This is a genomic window from Streptomyces sp. TN58 (genome assembly GCF_001941845.1).
Classification (GTDB): domain Bacteria; phylum Actinomycetota; class Actinomycetes; order Streptomycetales; family Streptomycetaceae; genus Streptomyces.
In genome coordinates, this window is sequence record NZ_CP018870.1 from 2034456 (window position 1) to 2051895 (window position 17440).

Here is a 17440-nt window from a genome sequence, read left to right on the forward strand (position 1 = left end):
TGAAAAGGACTCCACGGGTCTGCGCGGCGCGGATTGCCAGGGGGTGCCGGGGGCGCCAGGGGTGTCCGGATACGTTCCTAGGGCCTGGCGCGGATGCGCTTGGCGAGGTCGGCGGCGGCGGCGCCGGGGTCGGACGCCTCGGTGAGCGCGCGGACGACCACGACGCGGGTGGCGCCGGCGTCCAGCACCTGGTCCAGGTTCGCGGCGTCGATGCCGCCGATGGCGAACCAGGGCCGGTCCTGCTCCCGGGAGGCGGCGTAGCGGACCAGGTCCAGGCCGGGGGCGTGGCGGCCGGGCTTGGTAGGGGTGGGCCAGCAGGGCCCGGTGCAGAAGTAGTCCACGCCCGGTTCGGCGACGGCGGCGTCGACCTCGTCCTCCGCGTGGCAGGAGCGGCCGACGATCACCTGGCCGCCGAGGATGGCGCGGGCGGCGGGGACGGGGATGTCGCCCTGTCCGAGGTGCAGGACGTCGGAGCCGATGGCGTGGGCGACGTCGGCGCGGTCGTTCACGGCGAGGAGCCTGCCGTGGCGGCGGGCGGCCTCGGCGAAGACCTGGAGGTGTTCGAGCTCCTCGCCCGCCTCCATGCCCTTGTCGCGGAGCTGGACGATGTCCACGCCCCCGGCGAGGACGGCGTCGAGGAACTCGGGGAGGTCACCCTGGCGCTTGCGGGCGTCCGTGCACAGGTAGAGCCGGGCGTCGGACAGCTGCATGGGTGTACCCCCCGTGATGGAGGCGGTGTACGGGCACGGGCCCGTACACCGCGGTGGAGCGGCTACTGCGGATCAGGTCAGAGGGCGAGCGCCTGAGCGCGGCGCTTCACCTCCGTGCCGCGATTCTCGCTCAGCGCCTGGGCGGGGGTGCCGGGCAGGGTCGGGTCGGCGGTGAAGAGCCACTCCAGGATCTCCTCGTCGGAGAAGCCGTCGTCGCGCAGGACGGTCAGCAGGCCGACGAGGCCCTTGACCACCTTGTCGCCGTCGATGAAGGGGGCCGGAACCTGCAGGGCCCTGTTCTCGCCCCGGCGTACGGCGATGAGCTGCCCTTCCTTGACCATCTGGCGGACCCGCGTCACCTCGACGTTCAGCATCTCCGCGATGTCGGGGAGGTACAGCCAGTCGGGGACGAGGGCATCGATCTTTGCGTCAATCTCGGTCACAGGCCAAGCCTGCCACCTCCCGCCGACAGCCGGTACCCGGGCGGACCGTCCGTGGCCCGCCCGGGCCGGGAGCTACGCGGTGGCCGATTTCAGGGGGGTGCCCGGGTCGGCGGCCTTCGCCGGGTCGACGGGGGCGCCCGTCTCGATGAGCTTGCGGCCCTGGGCCAGGTCCCGGGGCCGGCCGACCGCGAGGACCGCGGCCAGGGCGCCGTCCCGCAGCCAGCAAACCGACCAGGTGTCCTGGCCGGGGTCGCCGCGCCGGACCAGGGTGTCGGCCGCGGTGTGGTGGCCGGCGTACTGCACGAAGCGCCCGAACTGCTCGGACCAGAAGTACGGCACCGGGTCGTAGACCGCGGTGGGCCGCCCGGCCAGGATGTTCGCCGCGACCGTCCTGGGGCCCTGGAGGGCGTTGTCCCAGTGGTGCACGAGCAGCCGCGCCCCGTACCGCCGGGAGGGGAAGGAGGCGCAGTCGCCGACCGCGTACACCCCCGGCAGGGAGGTCAGCAGGTGCGCGTCCGCGGTGATCGAGCCGTCGGCGCCGCGTTCCACGCCGGACCCGGCCAGCCATCCGGTGGCGGGGCGGGCGCCGATCCCCACCACGACCGCGTCGGCGGGCAGGGCGCGCCCGTCGGCCAGGAGGACCCGCCCCTCCTCGACGCCGGCCACCCTCGCGCCGGTGATCAGCTCGGCGCCGGCCTGGCCGTACCAGCGCGCCATGGGCTCGGCGACCTCCGCGGGCAGTGCGCCCGCCAGGACCCGGTCGGCGGCCTCGACGACGGTGACGGCGCAGCCGGCCTCCCGGGCGGCGGTGGCGAACTCGGCTCCGATCCAGCCCGCGCCGACGACCACGACGCGGGCGGCGGCCGCCAGGACCGGGCGCAGCCGCGCCGCGTCGTCCAGGGTGCGCAGCAGGTGGACGCCGGGGACGCCCTCGGTGCCGGGCAGGGTCAGCGGCTGCGCGCCGGTCGCCAGGACGAGGACCCCGTACGGGACGGGTCCCGCCTCGGTGTCCAGCTCGTGGTCGGCGGCGCGCAGTCCGGTGACCTCCGTTCCGAGGCGGAGTTCGACGTCGAGGCCTTCGAAGTCCACGTCGAAGGCGGAGTCCTCGGCCTTGCCGAGCAGCACCGCCTTGGACAGCGGGGGCCGGTCGTAGGGCTGGTGGGGTTCGGCTCCCAGCAGGGTCACGGGGCCCGTGAAGCCCTGCTCGCGCAGGGCGACCGCGGTCTGCACCCCGGCCATTCCGGCGCCGACGATCACGACGCCGTGCTGATTGTGTTCCGTCTGCTCGCTCACGCGGCCACCCTAATCATCTGACGCTCCGTCAGGAACAGGTGCCGCCTTACCCGCCGTCCACGGCCGGGATAGTCTGGCCACCGTACCTATCGCGGGAGTCCGGCGCACCGGGCTGAGAGGGAGGCTGGCCGGCCTCCGACCGTACGAACCTGATCCGGGTCATGCCGGCGAAGGGAGGGGCTGGACGCCCATGCACTCATCTCGAAAGGGATCCGGTGGAGAGGGATCCGGCCGGGGATCCGACGTCCTCGTCATCGGGGGCGGGATCATCGGCCTGGTCACCGCGTGGCGGGCCGCGGAGCGCGGACTGGACACCGTACTCGCCGACCCGGCGCCTGGTGGCGGCGCCGCCCGGGTCGCGGCCGGAATGCTCGCTCCCGTCACCGAACTCCACTACGGCGAGGAAGCCCTCCTCGGCCTCGGCCTCGCCTCCGCCGAACGCTATCCGCGGTTCGCCGCCGAGCTGGCTGCCGCCTCGGGCGGCATGGACATCGGCTACCGCGCCTGCGGCACCCTCGCCGTCGCCCTGGACGCCGACGACCGCCTCCACCTGCGCGAACTCCACGCCCTCCAGCGCCGCTGCGGCCTGCAGTCCGAATGGCTCACCGGCCGCGAATGCCGCCGCCTGGAGCCCATGCTGGCCCCCGGCGTACGCGGCGGCCTGCGCGTCGACGGCGACCACCAGGTCGACCCCCGCCGGCTCGCGTCCGCGCTCCTCGCCGCCTGCGAAGGCGCCGGGGTCACCATCCACCGGGCGGGCGCCGAACAGCTGCTCACCACCGCGGACCGGGCGACGGGCGCCCTCCTCGACGACGGTACGGAGCTGCGCGCCGACCAGGTGGTCCTGGCCGCGGGCTCGCTCAGCGGCAGGCTGGCGGGCGTACCCGCCGAGGTGCTGCCTCCCGTACGGCCGGTCAAGGGGCAGGTGCTGCGGCTCGCGGTGCCCGCCGCGTACGCCCCCTTCCTCTCCCGCACCGTACGGGCGGTCGTGCGCGGCAGCCACGTCTACCTCGTGCCCCGCGAGAACGGCGAACTCGTCATCGGCGCCACCAGCGAGGAACTCGGCTGGGACACCACCGTCACCGCGGGCGGCGTCTACGAACTCCTGCGCGACGCCCACGAACTGGTACCCGGCATCACCGAACTCCCGCTGACCGAGACCCGGGCGGGACTGCGCCCCGGATCACCCGACAACGCCCCGCTGCTGGGGCCGACCGATCTGCCCGGCCTGCACCTGGCCACCGGCCACTACCGCAACGGGGTGCTGCTGACCCCGCTCACCGGCGAAGTGATGGCCGGGCTGCTGGCCACCGGGGAACTGCCCGAGATCGCGCGCCCCTTCACCCCCCGGCGCTTCTCCGCCGCACGTCAGGAGTCGTACGCATGACCATCTCCGTCAACGGCGAGCCGCGCGAGGTCGCGGCCGGCACCACCCTCGACACCGTCGTCGCCACGCTGACCGCGGCCCCCTCCGGGGTGGCCGCCGCGCTCAACGAGACAGTGGTCCCGCGCGGGCAGTGGCCGGCCACCCGCGTGGGCGACGGCGACCGCGTGGAGATCCTCACCGCGGTCCAGGGAGGCTGACCGGCATGGCCGACGACCTCTTCACCCTGGGCGGACGAACCTTCTCCTCCCGCCTGATCATGGGCACGGGCGGCGCCCCGAGCCTGGACGTGCTCGAACGCGCCCTCGTCGCGTCCGGTACCGAACTCACCACCGTGGCCATGCGCCGCCTGGACCCCACCGTGCAGGGCTCGGTCCTCTCCGTCCTCACCAAGCTCGGCATCGCCGTCCTGCCGAACACGGCCGGCTGCTTCACGGCGGGCGAGGCCGTCCTGACGGCCAGGCTCGCACGGGAGGCACTCGGCACCGACTGGATCAAGCTGGAGGTGGTCGCGGACGAACGGACCCTCCTGCCCGACGGCGTCGAACTGCTGGACGCCGCCGAGATCCTGGTGGACGAGGGCTTCACCGTCCTGCCGTACACCAACGACGACCCGGTGCTCGCGCGCAAGCTGGAGGACGTGGGCTGCGCGGCGATCATGCCGCTCGGCTCCCCCATCGGGTCGGGCATGGGCATCCGCAACCCGCACAACTTCGAGCTGATCACGGAGCGGGCGGGGGTCCCGGTGATCCTGGACGCCGGGGCGGGCACCGCGTCCGACGCCGCGCTGGCGATGGAACTGGGCTGCGCGGCGGTGATGCTGGCCTCGGCGGTGACCCGCGCACAGGAGCCGGTCCTCATGGCGTCCGCCATGAGGGACGCCGTCTCGGCGGGCCGCCTCGCCCACCGGGCGGGCCGCATCCCCCAACGCCGCTTCGCCGAAGCCTCGTCCCCCACGGAGGGCCGCGCAACCCTGGACCCGGAACGCCCGGCGTTCTGAGGGGGCGGGGGCTTCGGGGGGATCCGGGGGACTTCGGGGGGCCGCCGGGGCGGGGGCATCGAGAGGGGCGGCGGTGGCTTCGGGGGAGCGGGGGCCGCTGGGGCGGTGTCGGTGGGGTTCTGGGGGTTTCCCGTCAGTCCCATCGTCTCTCCGCGTCGGGCCGGTCCGTCAAGGGCGCTCCCTTCGGTCGCGTCACTTCGTGAGGGCCTTCGGCCCCCCTTGACTGACCGTCCCGCCACGGAAATCCGAAAGACTGCCGGGAAGCCCCCAGAGGAACGGGCCGGCCATCAAGAGACACCCAGGGCGGTCGGCGCCGCGCGCCCGGATCCAGGGGCGCCCCAAATCGCTACGCGCTCCTGCCAGACGGCGTCTGCGAGCCCCGTGGGCTGGGCATAGGCCGCCCCAGATCGCTACGCGCTTCTCCATCGCGCGTCCGCGAGCCTCTTGGGCTGGGCATAGGCCGCCATCGATCGCTACGCGCTTCTCGACGACGGCGTCCGGCCCTTGTTCGGGGCTGGGAGGGGCGAAATCGGGGGCGGGAAGGCGATTCATCGGCTTCGCCGAACCCAACCCCCAGCAAGGCCACGATGATATGCCACCCAGCGGCACAGACAGGGCAATTGGGGCGAAGCGAAGGGGGTCTGGGGTGCGCGCTCACCCAGACGTGGATGGGCATCACTTCAGCCGTCATCCGACGCTATTCCGGCTGCAGAGGGTGGCGCGCCGCTGCCACGATCCTCTCCAGCGCCGAGGCGTGCCGTTGGAGCGCCTGGCGCCCGTGCGGGGTGAGGCGGAGGTGTGTGTGGCGGCCCGTGGGGTTCCGCGTCTTGCGAACTTCGACATACCCGGCCTCCGCCAAGGCGGCGACCTGCTTGGACAGAGCCGAGTCGCTGGTGCCCACCGCGTCCCGGACGAAACCGAACTCCACCCAGTCCGCAGGAGCCAGCAGGGCGACGATCGACAGCCGCGCGGGAACATGCAGGAACTCGTCGAAGTCGGGGTCCATCAGCCCTGTCCGTTTCTGCGGATGATGCTCTCGACGGTCGGGCGCAAGGCGTAGGAGGCACCCACAGCCGCCAGCGCGGTGACGGCCGCGGCGAGCGTGTGCCGCGCCGACAGGCCGAGGAAGTGGGCGGCGATCGCCACTCCCCAGAAGAGTACGAGGAGGAGGACCCCCAGGGCCGCGTAGAGCAGTGCCTCCGAGCCGACGATCTTGCGGCGGACGGGAGTCCGACGCTGGTGCATGAACAGCCCGCCGAGGGTCAGAGCGTTCCCCGCCAGGACCGCGGCGGTATTCCAGGGGGTCGGCAGGTCGAAGGACGAGCAGACGGCGAACAGCCCCAGCGCCGCAAGGATCGCGTGGGGGCGCGAGTTGGCGTGGCGGAGGTACGCGTCAAGCGTCTGCTGCCGGTGGTGACGTATGGCGTCGAGGGCGGTCTGGGCGTCGTAAGCGGTCATGGGTGAGTCCTTGTCCTAGTACTTTCTCAGGAGGAAAGTACCACCTTCTTTCCGGAGAGGAAAGAAGCTTCCCCAATGGACAGCCTGTTCCCAGCCCAAGAGGCCTGCGGACGCGTGATCGAGGAGCGCGTAGCGATCGAGAGCGGCCTATGTCCAGCCCATGGGGCTCGCAGGCGCCGTCGGGCAGGAGCGCGTAGCGATTTGGGGCGCTCCTGGATCTGCCCGGGCGGCGCCGACCGCCCCGAGGGATGTCTTGATGGCCGGCCCGTTCCTCTGGGGGCTTCCCGGCAGTCTTTCGGATTTCCGTGGCGGGACGGTCGGTCAAGGGGGGCCGAAGGCCCTCACGAAGTGACGCGACCGAAGGGAGCGCCCTTGACGGACCGGCCCGACGCGGAGAGACGATGGGACTGACGGGAAACCCCCAGGACATCTCCGAACCCGCCCGAGTGGATCCCGCCCCCCGAAGCCGCCGCCGCGCCTCCCACCCCCGCCCCCGCGCCCGGCCCCCCGAAGCCCCCGCCCGCACCCCCACCCCCTGGTCACCGCCCTGCCGGCGGCAGGCCGAGGCGCCGGTTCGGTGGTCGTTCACGTCACAGCTGCGCTGCAAGGCGACCCGCACCCGCCGGGGTCCTCGCGTCGGCTCGTAGAATCGGCGGGTGGATACGACCTTGGAAGACCCTCTCGTCGGGCGCGTGCTCGACGGCCGCTACCGCATCGACGCCCGCATCGCGGCCGGCGGCATGGCCACGGTCTACCGGGCCGTCGACACCCGCCTGGACCGGATCCTCGCCCTGAAGGTGATGCATCCGGCGCTCGCCTCCGACGCCGCGTTCGTGGACCGGTTCATCCGCGAGGCGAAGTCCGTGGCGCGGCTCGCGCACCCCAACGTGGTCGCCGTGTTCGACCAGGGCACCGACGGGCCGTACGTCTATCTGGCGATGGAGTACGTCTCCGGCTGCACCCTGCGCGACGTGCTGCGCGAGCGCGGCGCGCTCCAGCCCCGGGCGGCCCTCGACATCCTCGAACCGGTGCTCGCCGCGCTCGGCGCCGCCCACCGGGCCGGCTTCGTACACCGTGACATGAAGCCCGAGAACGTCCTGATCGGCGACGACGGCCGGGTCAAGGTCGCCGACTTCGGGCTGGTCCGGTCCGTGGACTCGGTGACCAACACCACCGGCTCGGTCCTCGGCACCGTCTCCTACCTGGCCCCCGAGCAGATCGAGCACGGGACCGCCGACACCCGCGCGGACGTCTACGCCTGCGGTGTCGTCTTCTACGAGATGCTCACCGGCTCCAAGCCCCACCTCGGCGACTCCCCCGCGCAGGTGCTCTACCAGCACCTGCACGAGGACGTCCCGCCGCCGTCCGCCGTGGTCCCCGGCCTGCCCGTCGCCCTCGACGGGCTGGTGGCCTCCGCCACCGCCCGGAACCCCGAGCTGCGCCCCTACGACGCCGCCGCCCTGTTCGGCCTCGCCCGCGAGGCCCGCGCCGAGCTGACGGACGCCGAGCTGGACGCCGTACCGCCGCAGGCGCACGCCGTCGAGCGGTCGTCCGCGGAGGACCGCACCGGTGTGATCCCGCGCCCGGTGGCCGCGCAGCCGGTGAACCTCACGTCCCGGCTGGAGTCGCCGCCGCTGGACGAGCTGGATCCGCCCGCGCCGCCCGGGCGCCGCCCGGCGCCGTCCGCGCGCCCGCGCCGCGGCATGCTGCTGGTCGTCGTCGGCGTCCTGCTGGCGCTGGGGATCGGTACGGGCGTCTGGTACATCAACTCCGGCCAGTTCACCAAGGTCCCCAACATGCTCGGCAAGACCGAGGAGCAGGCGCGCGCCCAGCTGTCCGAGGCGGGGCTCGGCGTGAAGGGCGTCGACCGGAAGTTCAGCGACGCCTTCGAGCGCGGGACGGTGATGGACACCGATCCCCCGGGGGGCCGGCGGATCCGCGGCAACGGCGCGGTGACCATCACGATCTCCCGCGGCCCCGAGGTCGTCTCCGTGCCCAACCTCAAGGGCCGGACCCTGGAGGAGGCCAAGGCCGAGCTGACCCGGATCGGGCTGGCGCCCGGGATCGTCACGCAGGCCTTCAGCCAGGAGGTCGCCCAGGGCTCGGTGATCAGCACCAACCCGGCGGGCGGCGAGAAGAGGGCGCCCGACACGGCGGTCTCGATCGTCGTCAGCAAGGGCCGGCCGGTGCCGGTGCCGGGCGTGACCGGGCTCCCCTTCGAGCAGGCGAAGGCCACGCTGGAGGGTCTGGGCCTGAAGGTCGTCACGGCTCCCGACCAGGTCAACGCGCCGTCGGACCCGGGTACGGTCGCCAACCAGTCGATCGGTGCCGGCGCCCAGGCGGCGGCCGGGGACACGATCACGCTGACGGTGTCCAAGGGCCCGCGCCAGCTGCCGGTGCCGAACGTGATCGGCCAGGACGTGGACACGGCCCGCAGGACCCTGGAGGCGGCCGGCTTCAAGGTGAAGGTGGACCGGCCGCTGATCTCCTTCAGCAGGACCGTGGACGCGCAGTCGGTGCTGCCGGGGCAGACCGCCGCCGAGGGCCTCACGATCACCATCCGGACCAAGGGGCTGTAAGCGCACGTGGTACGCAATCCGGTGGGCGGACACGTCCCCGTCGCGGGCGGTCTCGCCTCGGTCGGGCTCACGTACGCCCGGGAGATGGGCGCCGAGGCCGTACAGGTCTTCGTCGCCAACCCGCGCGGCTGGGCCACCCCGGTCGGCAGTCCGGCGCAGGACGAGCGGTTCCGGGAGGAGTGCGCGCAGGAGGGCATCCCCGCGTACGTGCACGCGCCGTACCTGATCAACTTCGGCTCGCACACCGAGGCGACCGTGGAGAAGTCGGTGGAGTCGCTGCGCCACTCGCTGCGCCGGGCCCGGCGGATCGGCGCGCTCGGCGTGGTCGTCCACACCGGCTCGGCGACCGGCGGCCGCCCGCGGGAGGCGGCGTACGCGCAGGTCAGGGAGCACATGCTGCCGCTGCTGGACGAGCTGACGCATGACGACGATCCGTTCCTGCTGCTGGAGTCGACGGCCGGGCAGGGCTCCTCGCTGTGTTCGCGCACGTGGGACTTCGGCCCGTATTTCGACGCGCTGGACCACCATCCGAAGCTGGGGATCTGCCTGGACACCTGCCACATCTTCGCGGCCGGCCACGACCTGGCGGAGCCGGGCGGGACGAAGGTGATGCTGGACCTGCTGGTGGACACAGTGGGCGAGGGCCGGCTGAAGCTGGTCCACGCGAACGACTCCAAGGAGGGTGTGGGCGCTCACAAGGACCGGCACGCGAACGTCGGCCAGGGCCACATCGGCCGGGACGCCTTCGCCGAGCTGTTCTCGCACCCGGCGACGGACGGCGTACCGCTGATCATCGAGACGCCCGGCGGCAGAGAAGGGCATGCGGCGGACGTGGCGCTGCTGAAGGAGCTGCGCGGCCCGCAGTGATCCACTGATCCTTGAGGAATACCCTGGGGGGGTATACGGTTCGGTCATGTCGACGGACCGCTACCCGGCTTTTCCCATCACAGGGGGTTGTCATGGAGCACATGCACGAGGGGCACGGCCACCAGCAGCACCACAACCACGGCCCCGAGGGCGCCGGCACCGGTAGGGGCAAGGCGAGCTGGGCCATGGCCGCCCGGGCCACCCTGCACTGCCTGACCGGCTGCGCCATCGGCGAGGTGCTGGGCATGGTCATCGGTACCGCGCTGGGCTGGGGCAACGCCCCGACGATGATCCTGGCGATCGTCCTCGCGTTCTTCTTCGGCTACGCGCTCACCCTGCGCGGGCTTCTCGCCGCGGGCGTCGGTCTGCGTGCTGCCGTCCGGGTGGCGCTGGCCGCGGACACCCTTTCGATCGCCGTCATGGAGCTGATCGACAACGGGGTCATCGCGCTCTGGCCCGGAGCCATGGACGCGCACCTGTCGGACCCGATGTTCTGGATCGTCCTGGCCATCGCGCTGGCGGCCGCGTTCGTGATCACCACCCCGGTCAACAAGTGGATGATCGGCCGCGGCAAGGGCCACGCGGTCGTCCACCAGTACCACCATTGAGGGAATGACCCCGCAGAGCTCCAGGGCGTGTGGCGAAAGTGGCGCCGTCCGCCCGCAGGGCGAGCCCGACGGGACTTTCCCACACGCCTAGGGTCTGCATCGAGTTGCCCCGTGGAGCAAGGAGGTGCGTGCCGGGCGTCGCGACGCCGCGGGGCAACTCGATACAGACCCTAGAGCTCGGGGCCGTCCCCCGGCTCCTCCTGGTACGAGTAGCGCTGCTCGCGCCAGGGGTCGCCGATGTTGTGGTAGCCGCGCTCCTCCCAGAAGCCGCGGCGGTCGGCGGTCATGTACTCGATGCCGCGGACCCACTTGGGGCCCTTCCACGCGTAGAGGTGCGGGACCACCAGCCGGACGGGGAAACCGTGCTCGGCGGTGAGCAGTTCGCCCCCCTCATGGGTGGCGAAGACGGTCCGGTCTGAGGCGAAGTCGGCCAGTCGCAGGTTGGAGCTGAATCCGTACTCGGCCCACACCATCACGTGTGTGACCTGCGGCGCGGGCGGGGCGAGGGCCAGTACGTCGCGCGCGAGCACACCGCCCCATTCGGCGCCCCGCATGCTGAACTTCGTGACGCAGTGCAGGTCCGCCACGACGGTGGCGAACGGCAGGGCCGTGAACTGCTCGTGGTTCCAGCAGTGCTTGTCGCCGTCGGCGGTCGCGCCGAAGACGCGGAACTCCCAGCGGTCCGGCTTGAACTTGGGCACGGGACCGTAGTGGGTGACGGGCCAGCCCTTCTGCAGCCGCTGCCCCGGTGGAAGCTCCAGCTGCTCTGCTCCCGGAGATTCCCGGCTTTCCGGCTGACCCATGACTCCATGGTGACAGACTGGGCAGGGTGGTCATGACCAGGTCCGAGCCGATTCGGGCAAGTCACGGCAACTCCCACTAAGGAGGCACTTACTGGACGACCTTCAGCGGCGGTGCAAGGATGCGCGCAACTGCCCCGTCACATAGCTGACATTGCCTGGAAGGAGCCTCTGCGATGCAGGGCGACCCCGAGGTCCTTGAGTTTCTGAACGAGCAGCTGACCGGCGAGCTGACGGCCATCAACCAGTACTGGCTGCACTACCGCATCCAGGACAACAAGGGCTGGACCAAGCTCGCCAAGTACACGCGTGAAGAGTCCATCGACGAGATGAAGCACGCGGACAAGATCACCGAGCGCATCCTGATGCTCGACGGTCTGCCGAACTACCAGCGTCTCTTCCATGTGCGCGTCGGGCAGACGATCACCGAGATGTTCCAGGCGGACCGCCAGGTCGAGGTCGAGGCCATCGACCGGCTCAAGCGCGGCATCGAGGTCATGCGCGGCAAGGGCGACATCACGTCGGCCCGGCTGTTCGAGGAGATCCTGGAGGACGAGGAGCACCACATCGACTACCTCGACACCCAGCTGGAGCTCATCGAGTCCCTGGGCGAGGCGCTCTACATCGCGCAGCTCATCGAGCAGCCGAGCTGACCTCCGGCTCCCGGGCCGCCAGGCCGGCCGGTCCCTAGGCCGCTTCGGCCATCGCCGGCGAGCGGACCGCTTCCGTGTCGGCGGCGAGCACGGACACCGCGTCGCCCTTCTCCAGCAGCTCCCGGCGGGGGCAGGCGCCGCGGCCGAGGATGCCCTGGATGGTGCGTACGCAGGAGCCGCAGTCGGTGCCGGCCTTGGTGGCCGAGGCGATCTGGCGGGGCGTGCAGGCCCCGGCAGCCGCGTGTTCCTTGACCTGCTTGTCGGTGATCCCGAAGCAAGAGCAGACGTACACGCGGTTCACCTCCTGGCGCTGAGTGGTCCTGAGTGGTGCGGCGAGCCATCCCCTATTCGGTGAGGCTTACCTAACCGTACCCAAAGTTAGGGTGACCTAAAAGCCCCGGGAACGACAGTGGGGCGCGGATCACATCGATCCGCGCCCCACAGCCGTAGGAACGCACCTACTGATCGCGACGACTAGTCGCGGTACAGCTCCGCGACCAGGAATGCCAGGTCCAGCGACTGGCTGCGGTTGAGCCGCGGGTCGCAAGCCGTCTCGTAGCGCTGGTGCAGGTCGTCGACGAAGATCTCGTCGCCGCCGCCCACGCACTCGGTGACGTCGTCACCGGTGAGCTCGACGTGGATGCCGCCCGGGTGGGTGCCGAGGCCCTTGTGGACCTCGAAGAAGCCCTTGACCTCGTCGAGCACGTCGTCGAAGCGCCGCGTCTTGTGGCCCGAGGCCGCCTCGAAGGTGTTGCCGTGCATCGGGTCGCTGACCCAGCCGACGATCGCGCCGGAGGCGGTGACCTTCTCGACCAGCTCGGGAAGCTTGTCGCGGACCTTGTCGGCGCCCATGCGGACGACGAAGGTCAGCCGGCCCGGCTCGCGCTCGGGGTCCAGGCGGTCGATGTAGGTCAGCGCCTCGTCCACCGTGGTGGTGGGGCCGAGCTTGATGCCGATCGGGTTGGCGATCTGCGAGCAGAACTCGATGTGCGCGTGGTCCAGCTGGCGGGTGCGCTCACCGATCCACACCATGTGGCCGGAGGTGTCGTACAGCTTGCCGGTGCGCGAGTCGGTACGCGTCAGCGCGCCCTCGTAGTCGAGCAGCAGCGCCTCGTGGGAGGCGTAGAACTCGACGGCCTTGAACTCGGCCGGGTCGGTGCCACAGGCCTTCATGAAGTTCAGCGCGTTGTCGATCTCCCGCGCCAGCTGCTCGTAGCGCTGCCCGGAGGGGGAGGACTTCACGAAGTCCTGGTTCCAGGCGTGCACCTGGCGCAGGTCGGCGTAGCCGCCGGTGGTGAAGGCGCGCACCAGGTTGAGCGTGGAGGCGGAGGCGTTGTACATGCGCTTCAGCCGCTCGGGGTCCGGGACGCGGGCCTCTTCGGTGAAGGCGAAGCCGTTGACGGAGTCGCCGCGGTAGGTCGGCAGGGTGACGCCGTCGCGGGTCTCGGTGTCCTTGGAGCGCGGCTTGGAGTACTGGCCGGCGATGCGGCCGACCTTGACGACCGGCACGGAGGCCGCGTACGTCAGTACGGCACTCATCTGGAGCAGCGTCTTCAGCTTGGCTCGGATGTGGTCGGCGGAGACGCCGTCGAAGGCCTCGGCGCAGTCGCCGCCCTGAAGCAGGAACGCCTCGCCCTTGGCGACGGCTCCCAGACGGGCGCGCAGCTGGTCGCACTCACCCGCGAAAACGAGCGGAGGATACGACTCAAGGTCCGCGACGACAGCGCGCAGAGCCTCGGCATCGGGGTACGAAGGCTGCTGCGCCGCGGGAAGGTCTCGCCAGGTCGCCTTGGCGGCGGGGGCTTGGGTTTCAGCGTTCACGGTCACCTCGTACACATTACGGCGTCACGCGTGTCGTCCGGCCCCCCGCCCACAACGTGAGACGGATTTCTCGAAGGCGTCAGGGGTCCCAGCAGGCGGAATCCATGGTTCGGAGCGCGGTCTGTGGCGGAAGCGGCACCGGGCTCCCGGTCTGGGCTATGGTTCACCGCATGTACGCGCACACGAACCAGAACTGGTGGTGGCCCGCTCCCGGCGGCCCACTTCCTGCGCGTACCTGAAGACACGCACGACGCGAGAAGGCCGCCCCGAGGGGCGGCCTTTTCGCGTTCGACGGCCTCGGCGCCGGCAGCGAGAGCCGCTCCTCCCTCCGGAAGGACGCTCCGCCCATGGAACCCAGCCGCCAGGACATCCACAGCAACAGCCAGGACGGCCCGGACCACCCCCGGCACCCGCTCAGCCGGCTGCTCGACGACTCCTGCCCGCCCTTCGCCCTGCTGCGCCGGCGCACCCCCGGCCGCGACCACGACACCGTCGAGGTGCTCCTCGGGCCGGTCCACGAGGCCGGCCGCCTGGCCGACCTGCCCGTCGGCCCGCTGCCCACCCTCGCGCTGGTGCCCTTCCGGCAGATCCGCGAGCGCGGGTTCGACGTACGCGACGACGGCACGCCGCTGATCGCGCTCGTCGCCGAGGAGGTGTACGAGATCCCGCTCGCGCGGGCCCTGGCGGAGCTGCCCGCGCACGCGGTGCGGGTCGAGGGCGGCGGCTTCGACGTCCGCGACGAGGCGTACGCGGAGACGGTGGAGCGGGTGGTCCGGGACGAGATCGGCCGGGGCGAGGGGGCGAACTTCGTCATCCGGCGGACCTTCGGGGGCCGGATCGACGGCTTCGGCCGGGCGGACGCGCTCGCCCTGTTCCGGCGGCTGCTGGAGGGCGAGCGGGGCGCCTATTGGACGTACGTCGTCCACACGGGCGAGCGCACGCTGGTCGGGGCCAGCCCCGAGGTCCACGTACGGATGTCCGGGGGCACGGTCGTGATGAACCCGATCAGCGGGACGTACCGCCATCCGTCGACGGGGCCGACCGCCGAATCGCTGCTGTCCTTCCTCGGCGACCGCAAGGAGACCGAGGAGCTGTCGATGGTGGTCGACGAGGAGCTGAAGATGATGTGCACGGTCGGGGACCGTGGCGGGGTGGTCGTCGGACCGCGGCTCAAGGAGATGTCCCACCTCACGCACACCGAGTACGAGCTGCGCGGACGCTCCTCGCTGGACGTGCGGGAGGTGCTGCGGGAGACGATGTTCGCGGCGACGGTGACGGGATCGCCGGTGCAGAACGCCTGCCGCGTGATCGAACGGTACGAGGCGGGCGGGCGCGGATACTACGCGGGCGCGCTGGCGCTGCTGGGCCTGGACGCGGCCGGGGCGCAGACGCTCGACTCCCCCATTCTGATCCGGACCGCCGACATCGGCGCGGACGGGACCCTGCGGGTTCCGGTGGGCGCCACGCTGGTCCGGCACTCGGACCCGGCGGGCGAGGTGGCGGAGACGCACGCGAAGGCGGCGGGGGTGCTGGCGGCGCTCGGCGTCCGTCCGGCGGCGCCGCGGGCGGCCGCCGAGCGGGCGCGCCTGGCCGACGACCCGCGGGTGCGGGCGGCCCTCGCGGCCCGGCGGGCGGACCTGGCGCCCTTCTGGCTGCGGATGCAGGAGCGGCCGGCCGCTGCGACGGGCCGGGCGCTGGTGGTCGACGGGGAGGACACCTTCACGGCCATGCTGGCGCACGTGCTGCGGGTGGCCGGGCTGGAGGTGGCCGTACGGCGCTTCGACGAGCCGGGGCTGCGGGAGGCGGCCCTGGCCTGGGAGGGCCCGGTCGTGCTGGGTCCCGGCCCGGGCAATCCGGCGGACGGCGGCGACCCGAAGATGCGGATGCTGCGCGGGCTGGCGGCGGAGCTGCTGGCCGGGCACCGGCACGGGCTGCTCGGGGTCTGCCTCGGGCACGAGCTGCTCGCCGCCGAGCTGGGCCTGCCGCTGGTGCGCAAGGCGGAGCCGGCGCAGGGCGCGCAGACCCGGATCGGGCTGTTCGGGGCCGAGGAGGTGGTCGGCTTCTACAACACGTACACGGCGCACTGCGACGAGGCGGGCGCGGCGCGGCTGGCGCGGGCGGGCGTGGAGGTGTCCCGCGACCCGGTGACCGGAGAGGTGCACGCGCTCCGGTCGGCCGGCGGCGGCTTCGCGGGGGTGCAGTTCCACCCTGAGTCTGTGCTCACCCTGCGCGGCGCGGACCTGCTGCGCGACCTGCTCACAGCGGTCCGCACACCGGCCCCGGCGTAGCAGCGGGTGTCCTGCCGTTCGCCGCCGAGGCCCGGGCCGACCGGATCAGCTGCCAGGCCAGGACCGGGCCCGACACCGCCATCCCGCAGAGGAAGGCGGTGAGGTGGTCGGCTGCCAGGGCCACGGACACCGGCGCGCCGACGGCGGGGTCGGCGAACGCCAGCCATGCGTCCACCCGCTCTCCCGGCGCGGCCCGGAGAGCGGGTCGCAGGGCCCGGACCGCGTGCACGAGCTGCACGGCGGCCACGGCGAGCAGGAACCACCGGACTGCGGAAGGAATGTCCACGTGCCGAAGCTAGGTGGTGTCCGCGCCTCACGTGGGGCCGTCCGGTGAACTGCGGGTGAACTCGCGGTGCGAGGGCCGGGGGTCAGCCGAAGAAGACGCCGGCCTCCGCGTACAGGGCGGGGTCGACCGTCTTGAGCTTCGCCGTGGCGTCCGCGATCGGTACGCGGACGATGTCCGTGCCCTTCAGCGCGACCATCTTGCCGAAGTCCCCTTCGTGGACGGCGTCGATCGCGTGCAGCCCGAAGCGGGTGGCGAGCCAGCGGTCGAAGGCGCTGGGGGTGCCGCCGCGCTGGATGTGCCCGAGCACCGTCGTGCGGGCTTCCTTGCCGGTGCGCTCCTCGATCTCCTTGGCCAGCCACTCGCCGACGCCGGAGAGCCGGACGTGTCCGAAGGAGTCCCTGGTGCCGTCCTTGAGCACCATGTCCCCGTCCTTGGGCATCGCGCCTTCGGCGACCACGACGATCGGGGCGTAGCTGGCCCTGAACCGGGAGGTCACCCACGCGCACACCTGGTCGACGTCGAAGCGCTGTTCCGGGATGAGGATGACGTTGGCGCCGCCGGCGAGCCCGGAGTGCAGGGCGATCCATCCGGCGTGCCGGCCCATGACCTCGACGACGAGGACCCGCATGTGCGATTCGGCCGTGGTGTGCAGGCGGTCGATGGCCTCGGTCGCGATGCCGACGGCGGTGTCGAAGCCGAAGGTGTAGTCGGTGGCGGACAGGTCGTTGTCGATGGTCTTCGGGACGCCGACGCAGGGGATGCCGTACTCCTGGTGGAGGCGGGCGGCGACGCCGAGGGTGTCCTCGCCGCCGATCGCGATGAGGGCGTCGACCTCGTACTTGGCCAGGTTGTCCTTGATGTCGCGCACGCCGTGCTCCGTCTTGAACGGGTTGGTGCGCGAGGAGCCGAGGAGGGTGCCGCCGCGGGGCAGGATGCCGCGGACGGCGGGGATGTCGAGGGGGACCGTGCGCCCCTCGACCGCGCCCCGCCAGCCGTCCTTGAAGCCGATGAACTCGCAGCCGTACTCCTGGTGGCCCTTGCGGACGACGGCCCTGATCACCGCGTTGAGTCCGGGGCAGTCGCCGCCGCCGGTCAGTACTCCGACCTTCATTGCATCTCCCTTCGCCATGACGGTCACGCTAGTGGTGACCCAGGTCACATCAAGGGCTTGGAAGGCGGCAATTCAGGTGGAATCGCAGGGCGTTGCGTACGCCCCGTCACTCGTACGGGGACGTAAGTACGATCGACGC

The 17440-nt window shown here is 72.0% G+C and carries 18 protein-coding genes and 1 riboswitch; of the genes, 8 read left to right on the forward strand and 10 right to left on the reverse strand.

Annotated elements, in window-relative coordinates; translation table 11 throughout:
- Positions 1–77: 77 nt before the first annotated feature.
- The 3 genes from thiE to BSL84_RS09235 all read right to left on the reverse strand — a co-directional run bounded on the left by thiE (position 78) and on the right by BSL84_RS09235 (position 2446).
- Positions 78–710 carry a thiamine phosphate synthase gene (thiE, locus tag BSL84_RS09225; RefSeq protein ID WP_030029692.1) on the reverse strand — a complete coding sequence of 211 codons (633 nt, stop codon included), beginning with the start codon at positions 708–710 and terminating at the stop codon, positions 78–80.
- A 77-nt stretch (positions 711–787) separates the two neighbouring features.
- Complete coding sequence (locus BSL84_RS09230; protein ID WP_030029691.1) at positions 788–1153, reverse strand: Rv2175c family DNA-binding protein; 366 nt, start codon at positions 1151–1153, stop codon at positions 788–790.
- A 72-nt stretch (positions 1154–1225) separates the two neighbouring features.
- The gene (locus BSL84_RS09235) at positions 1226–2446 is read right to left on the reverse strand and encodes an NAD(P)/FAD-dependent oxidoreductase (protein WP_075970150.1); all 1221 of its coding nucleotides are present in this window, start codon (positions 2444–2446) and stop codon (positions 1226–1228) included.
- Positions 2447–2527: 81 nt separating this feature from the next.
- A riboswitch (TPP riboswitch) is annotated at positions 2528–2639 on the forward strand.
- Between BSL84_RS09235 and thiO the strand changes: the two genes are divergently transcribed.
- The 3 genes from thiO to BSL84_RS09250 all read left to right on the forward strand — a co-directional run bounded on the left by thiO (position 2637) and on the right by BSL84_RS09250 (position 4830).
- The gene (thiO, locus tag BSL84_RS09240; protein WP_075970151.1) at positions 2637–3833 is read left to right on the forward strand and encodes a glycine oxidase ThiO; all 1197 of its coding nucleotides are present in this window, start codon (positions 2637–2639) and stop codon (positions 3831–3833) included. (Overlaps the previous riboswitch by 3 nt.)
- A complete protein-coding gene (gene thiS, locus BSL84_RS09245; protein WP_030033166.1) occupies positions 3830–4030 on the forward strand; it encodes a sulfur carrier protein ThiS in 201 nt (66 codons plus the stop codon). The genes thiO and thiS overlap by 4 nt, the downstream gene beginning before the upstream one ends.
- A 5-nt stretch (positions 4031–4035) precedes the next feature.
- Positions 4036–4830 carry a thiazole synthase gene (locus BSL84_RS09250; protein WP_075970152.1) on the forward strand — a complete coding sequence of 265 codons (795 nt, stop codon included), beginning with the start codon at positions 4036–4038 and terminating at the stop codon, positions 4828–4830.
- 697 nt (positions 4831–5527) lie between these two features.
- Here BSL84_RS09250 and BSL84_RS09260 read toward each other — a convergent pair.
- Both BSL84_RS09260 and BSL84_RS09265 read right to left on the reverse strand, forming a co-directional pair.
- A complete protein-coding gene (locus BSL84_RS09260; protein ID WP_030033706.1) occupies positions 5528–5836 on the reverse strand; it encodes a winged helix-turn-helix domain-containing protein in 309 nt (102 codons plus the stop codon).
- Complete coding sequence (locus BSL84_RS09265) at positions 5836–6288, reverse strand: hypothetical protein (RefSeq protein ID WP_045324438.1); 453 nt, start codon at positions 6286–6288, stop codon at positions 5836–5838. The genes BSL84_RS09260 and BSL84_RS09265 overlap by 1 nt, the downstream gene beginning before the upstream one ends.
- 656 nt (positions 6289–6944) lie before the next feature.
- On the opposite strand from BSL84_RS09265, the gene pknB reads away from it, so the two are divergent.
- The 3 genes from pknB (at position 6945) to BSL84_RS09280 (ending at position 10342) form a co-directional block, all read left to right on the forward strand.
- Positions 6945–8867, forward strand: coding sequence for a Stk1 family PASTA domain-containing Ser/Thr kinase (gene pknB / locus BSL84_RS09270; RefSeq protein ID WP_045323324.1), 1923 nt, complete (start codon positions 6945–6947; stop codon positions 8865–8867).
- A 6-nt stretch (positions 8868–8873) separates the two neighbouring features.
- Entirely contained in the window at positions 8874–9734 is an 861-nt protein-coding gene (locus tag BSL84_RS09275) for a deoxyribonuclease IV (protein WP_030037298.1), read from the forward strand.
- Between the two features lie 92 nt (positions 9735–9826).
- Positions 9827–10342 (forward strand): DUF4396 domain-containing protein, encoded by a 516-nt coding sequence (locus tag BSL84_RS09280; RefSeq protein WP_030037300.1) that lies wholly within the window; start codon positions 9827–9829, stop codon positions 10340–10342.
- 170 nt (positions 10343–10512) lie between these two features.
- Here the strand turns inward: BSL84_RS09280 and BSL84_RS09285 are convergent, their stop codons facing one another.
- Positions 10513–11145, reverse strand: a complete 633-nt coding sequence (locus BSL84_RS09285) for a sulfite oxidase-like oxidoreductase (protein WP_030037301.1) — start codon at positions 11143–11145, stop codon at positions 10513–10515.
- Positions 11146–11318: 173 nt separating this feature from the next.
- Between BSL84_RS09285 and bfr the strand changes: the two genes are divergently transcribed.
- Complete coding sequence (bfr, locus tag BSL84_RS09290; RefSeq protein ID WP_030037303.1) at positions 11319–11795, forward strand: bacterioferritin; 477 nt, start codon at positions 11319–11321, stop codon at positions 11793–11795.
- Between the two features lie 34 nt (positions 11796–11829).
- Here bfr and BSL84_RS09295 read toward each other — a convergent pair whose 3' ends face one another.
- Complete coding sequence (locus BSL84_RS09295; RefSeq protein ID WP_030037306.1) at positions 11830–12096, reverse strand: (2Fe-2S)-binding protein; 267 nt, start codon at positions 12094–12096, stop codon at positions 11830–11832.
- Between the two features lie 173 nt (positions 12097–12269).
- Entirely contained in the window at positions 12270–13631 is a 1362-nt protein-coding gene (locus tag BSL84_RS09300) for a class II 3-deoxy-7-phosphoheptulonate synthase (RefSeq protein ID WP_376504363.1), read from the reverse strand.
- 332 nt (positions 13632–13963) lie between these two features.
- Here BSL84_RS09300 and BSL84_RS09305 point away from each other — a divergent pair, with 332 nt between their 5' ends.
- A complete protein-coding gene (locus tag BSL84_RS09305) occupies positions 13964–15904 on the forward strand; it encodes an anthranilate synthase family protein (protein WP_078849159.1) in 1941 nt (646 codons plus the stop codon).
- On the opposite strand, the gene BSL84_RS09310 is transcribed toward BSL84_RS09305, so the two are convergent.
- Positions 15873–16190, reverse strand: coding sequence for a hypothetical protein (locus BSL84_RS09310; RefSeq protein ID WP_045323319.1), 318 nt, complete (start codon positions 16188–16190; stop codon positions 15873–15875). The two genes, BSL84_RS09305 and BSL84_RS09310, sit on opposite strands and share 32 nt — an antisense overlap.
- Positions 16191–16272: 82 nt before the next feature.
- A complete protein-coding gene (locus tag BSL84_RS09315; RefSeq protein WP_030036861.1) occupies positions 16273–17301 on the reverse strand; it encodes a 6-phosphofructokinase in 1029 nt (342 codons plus the stop codon).
- Between the last annotated feature and the right edge of the window lie 139 nt (positions 17302–17440).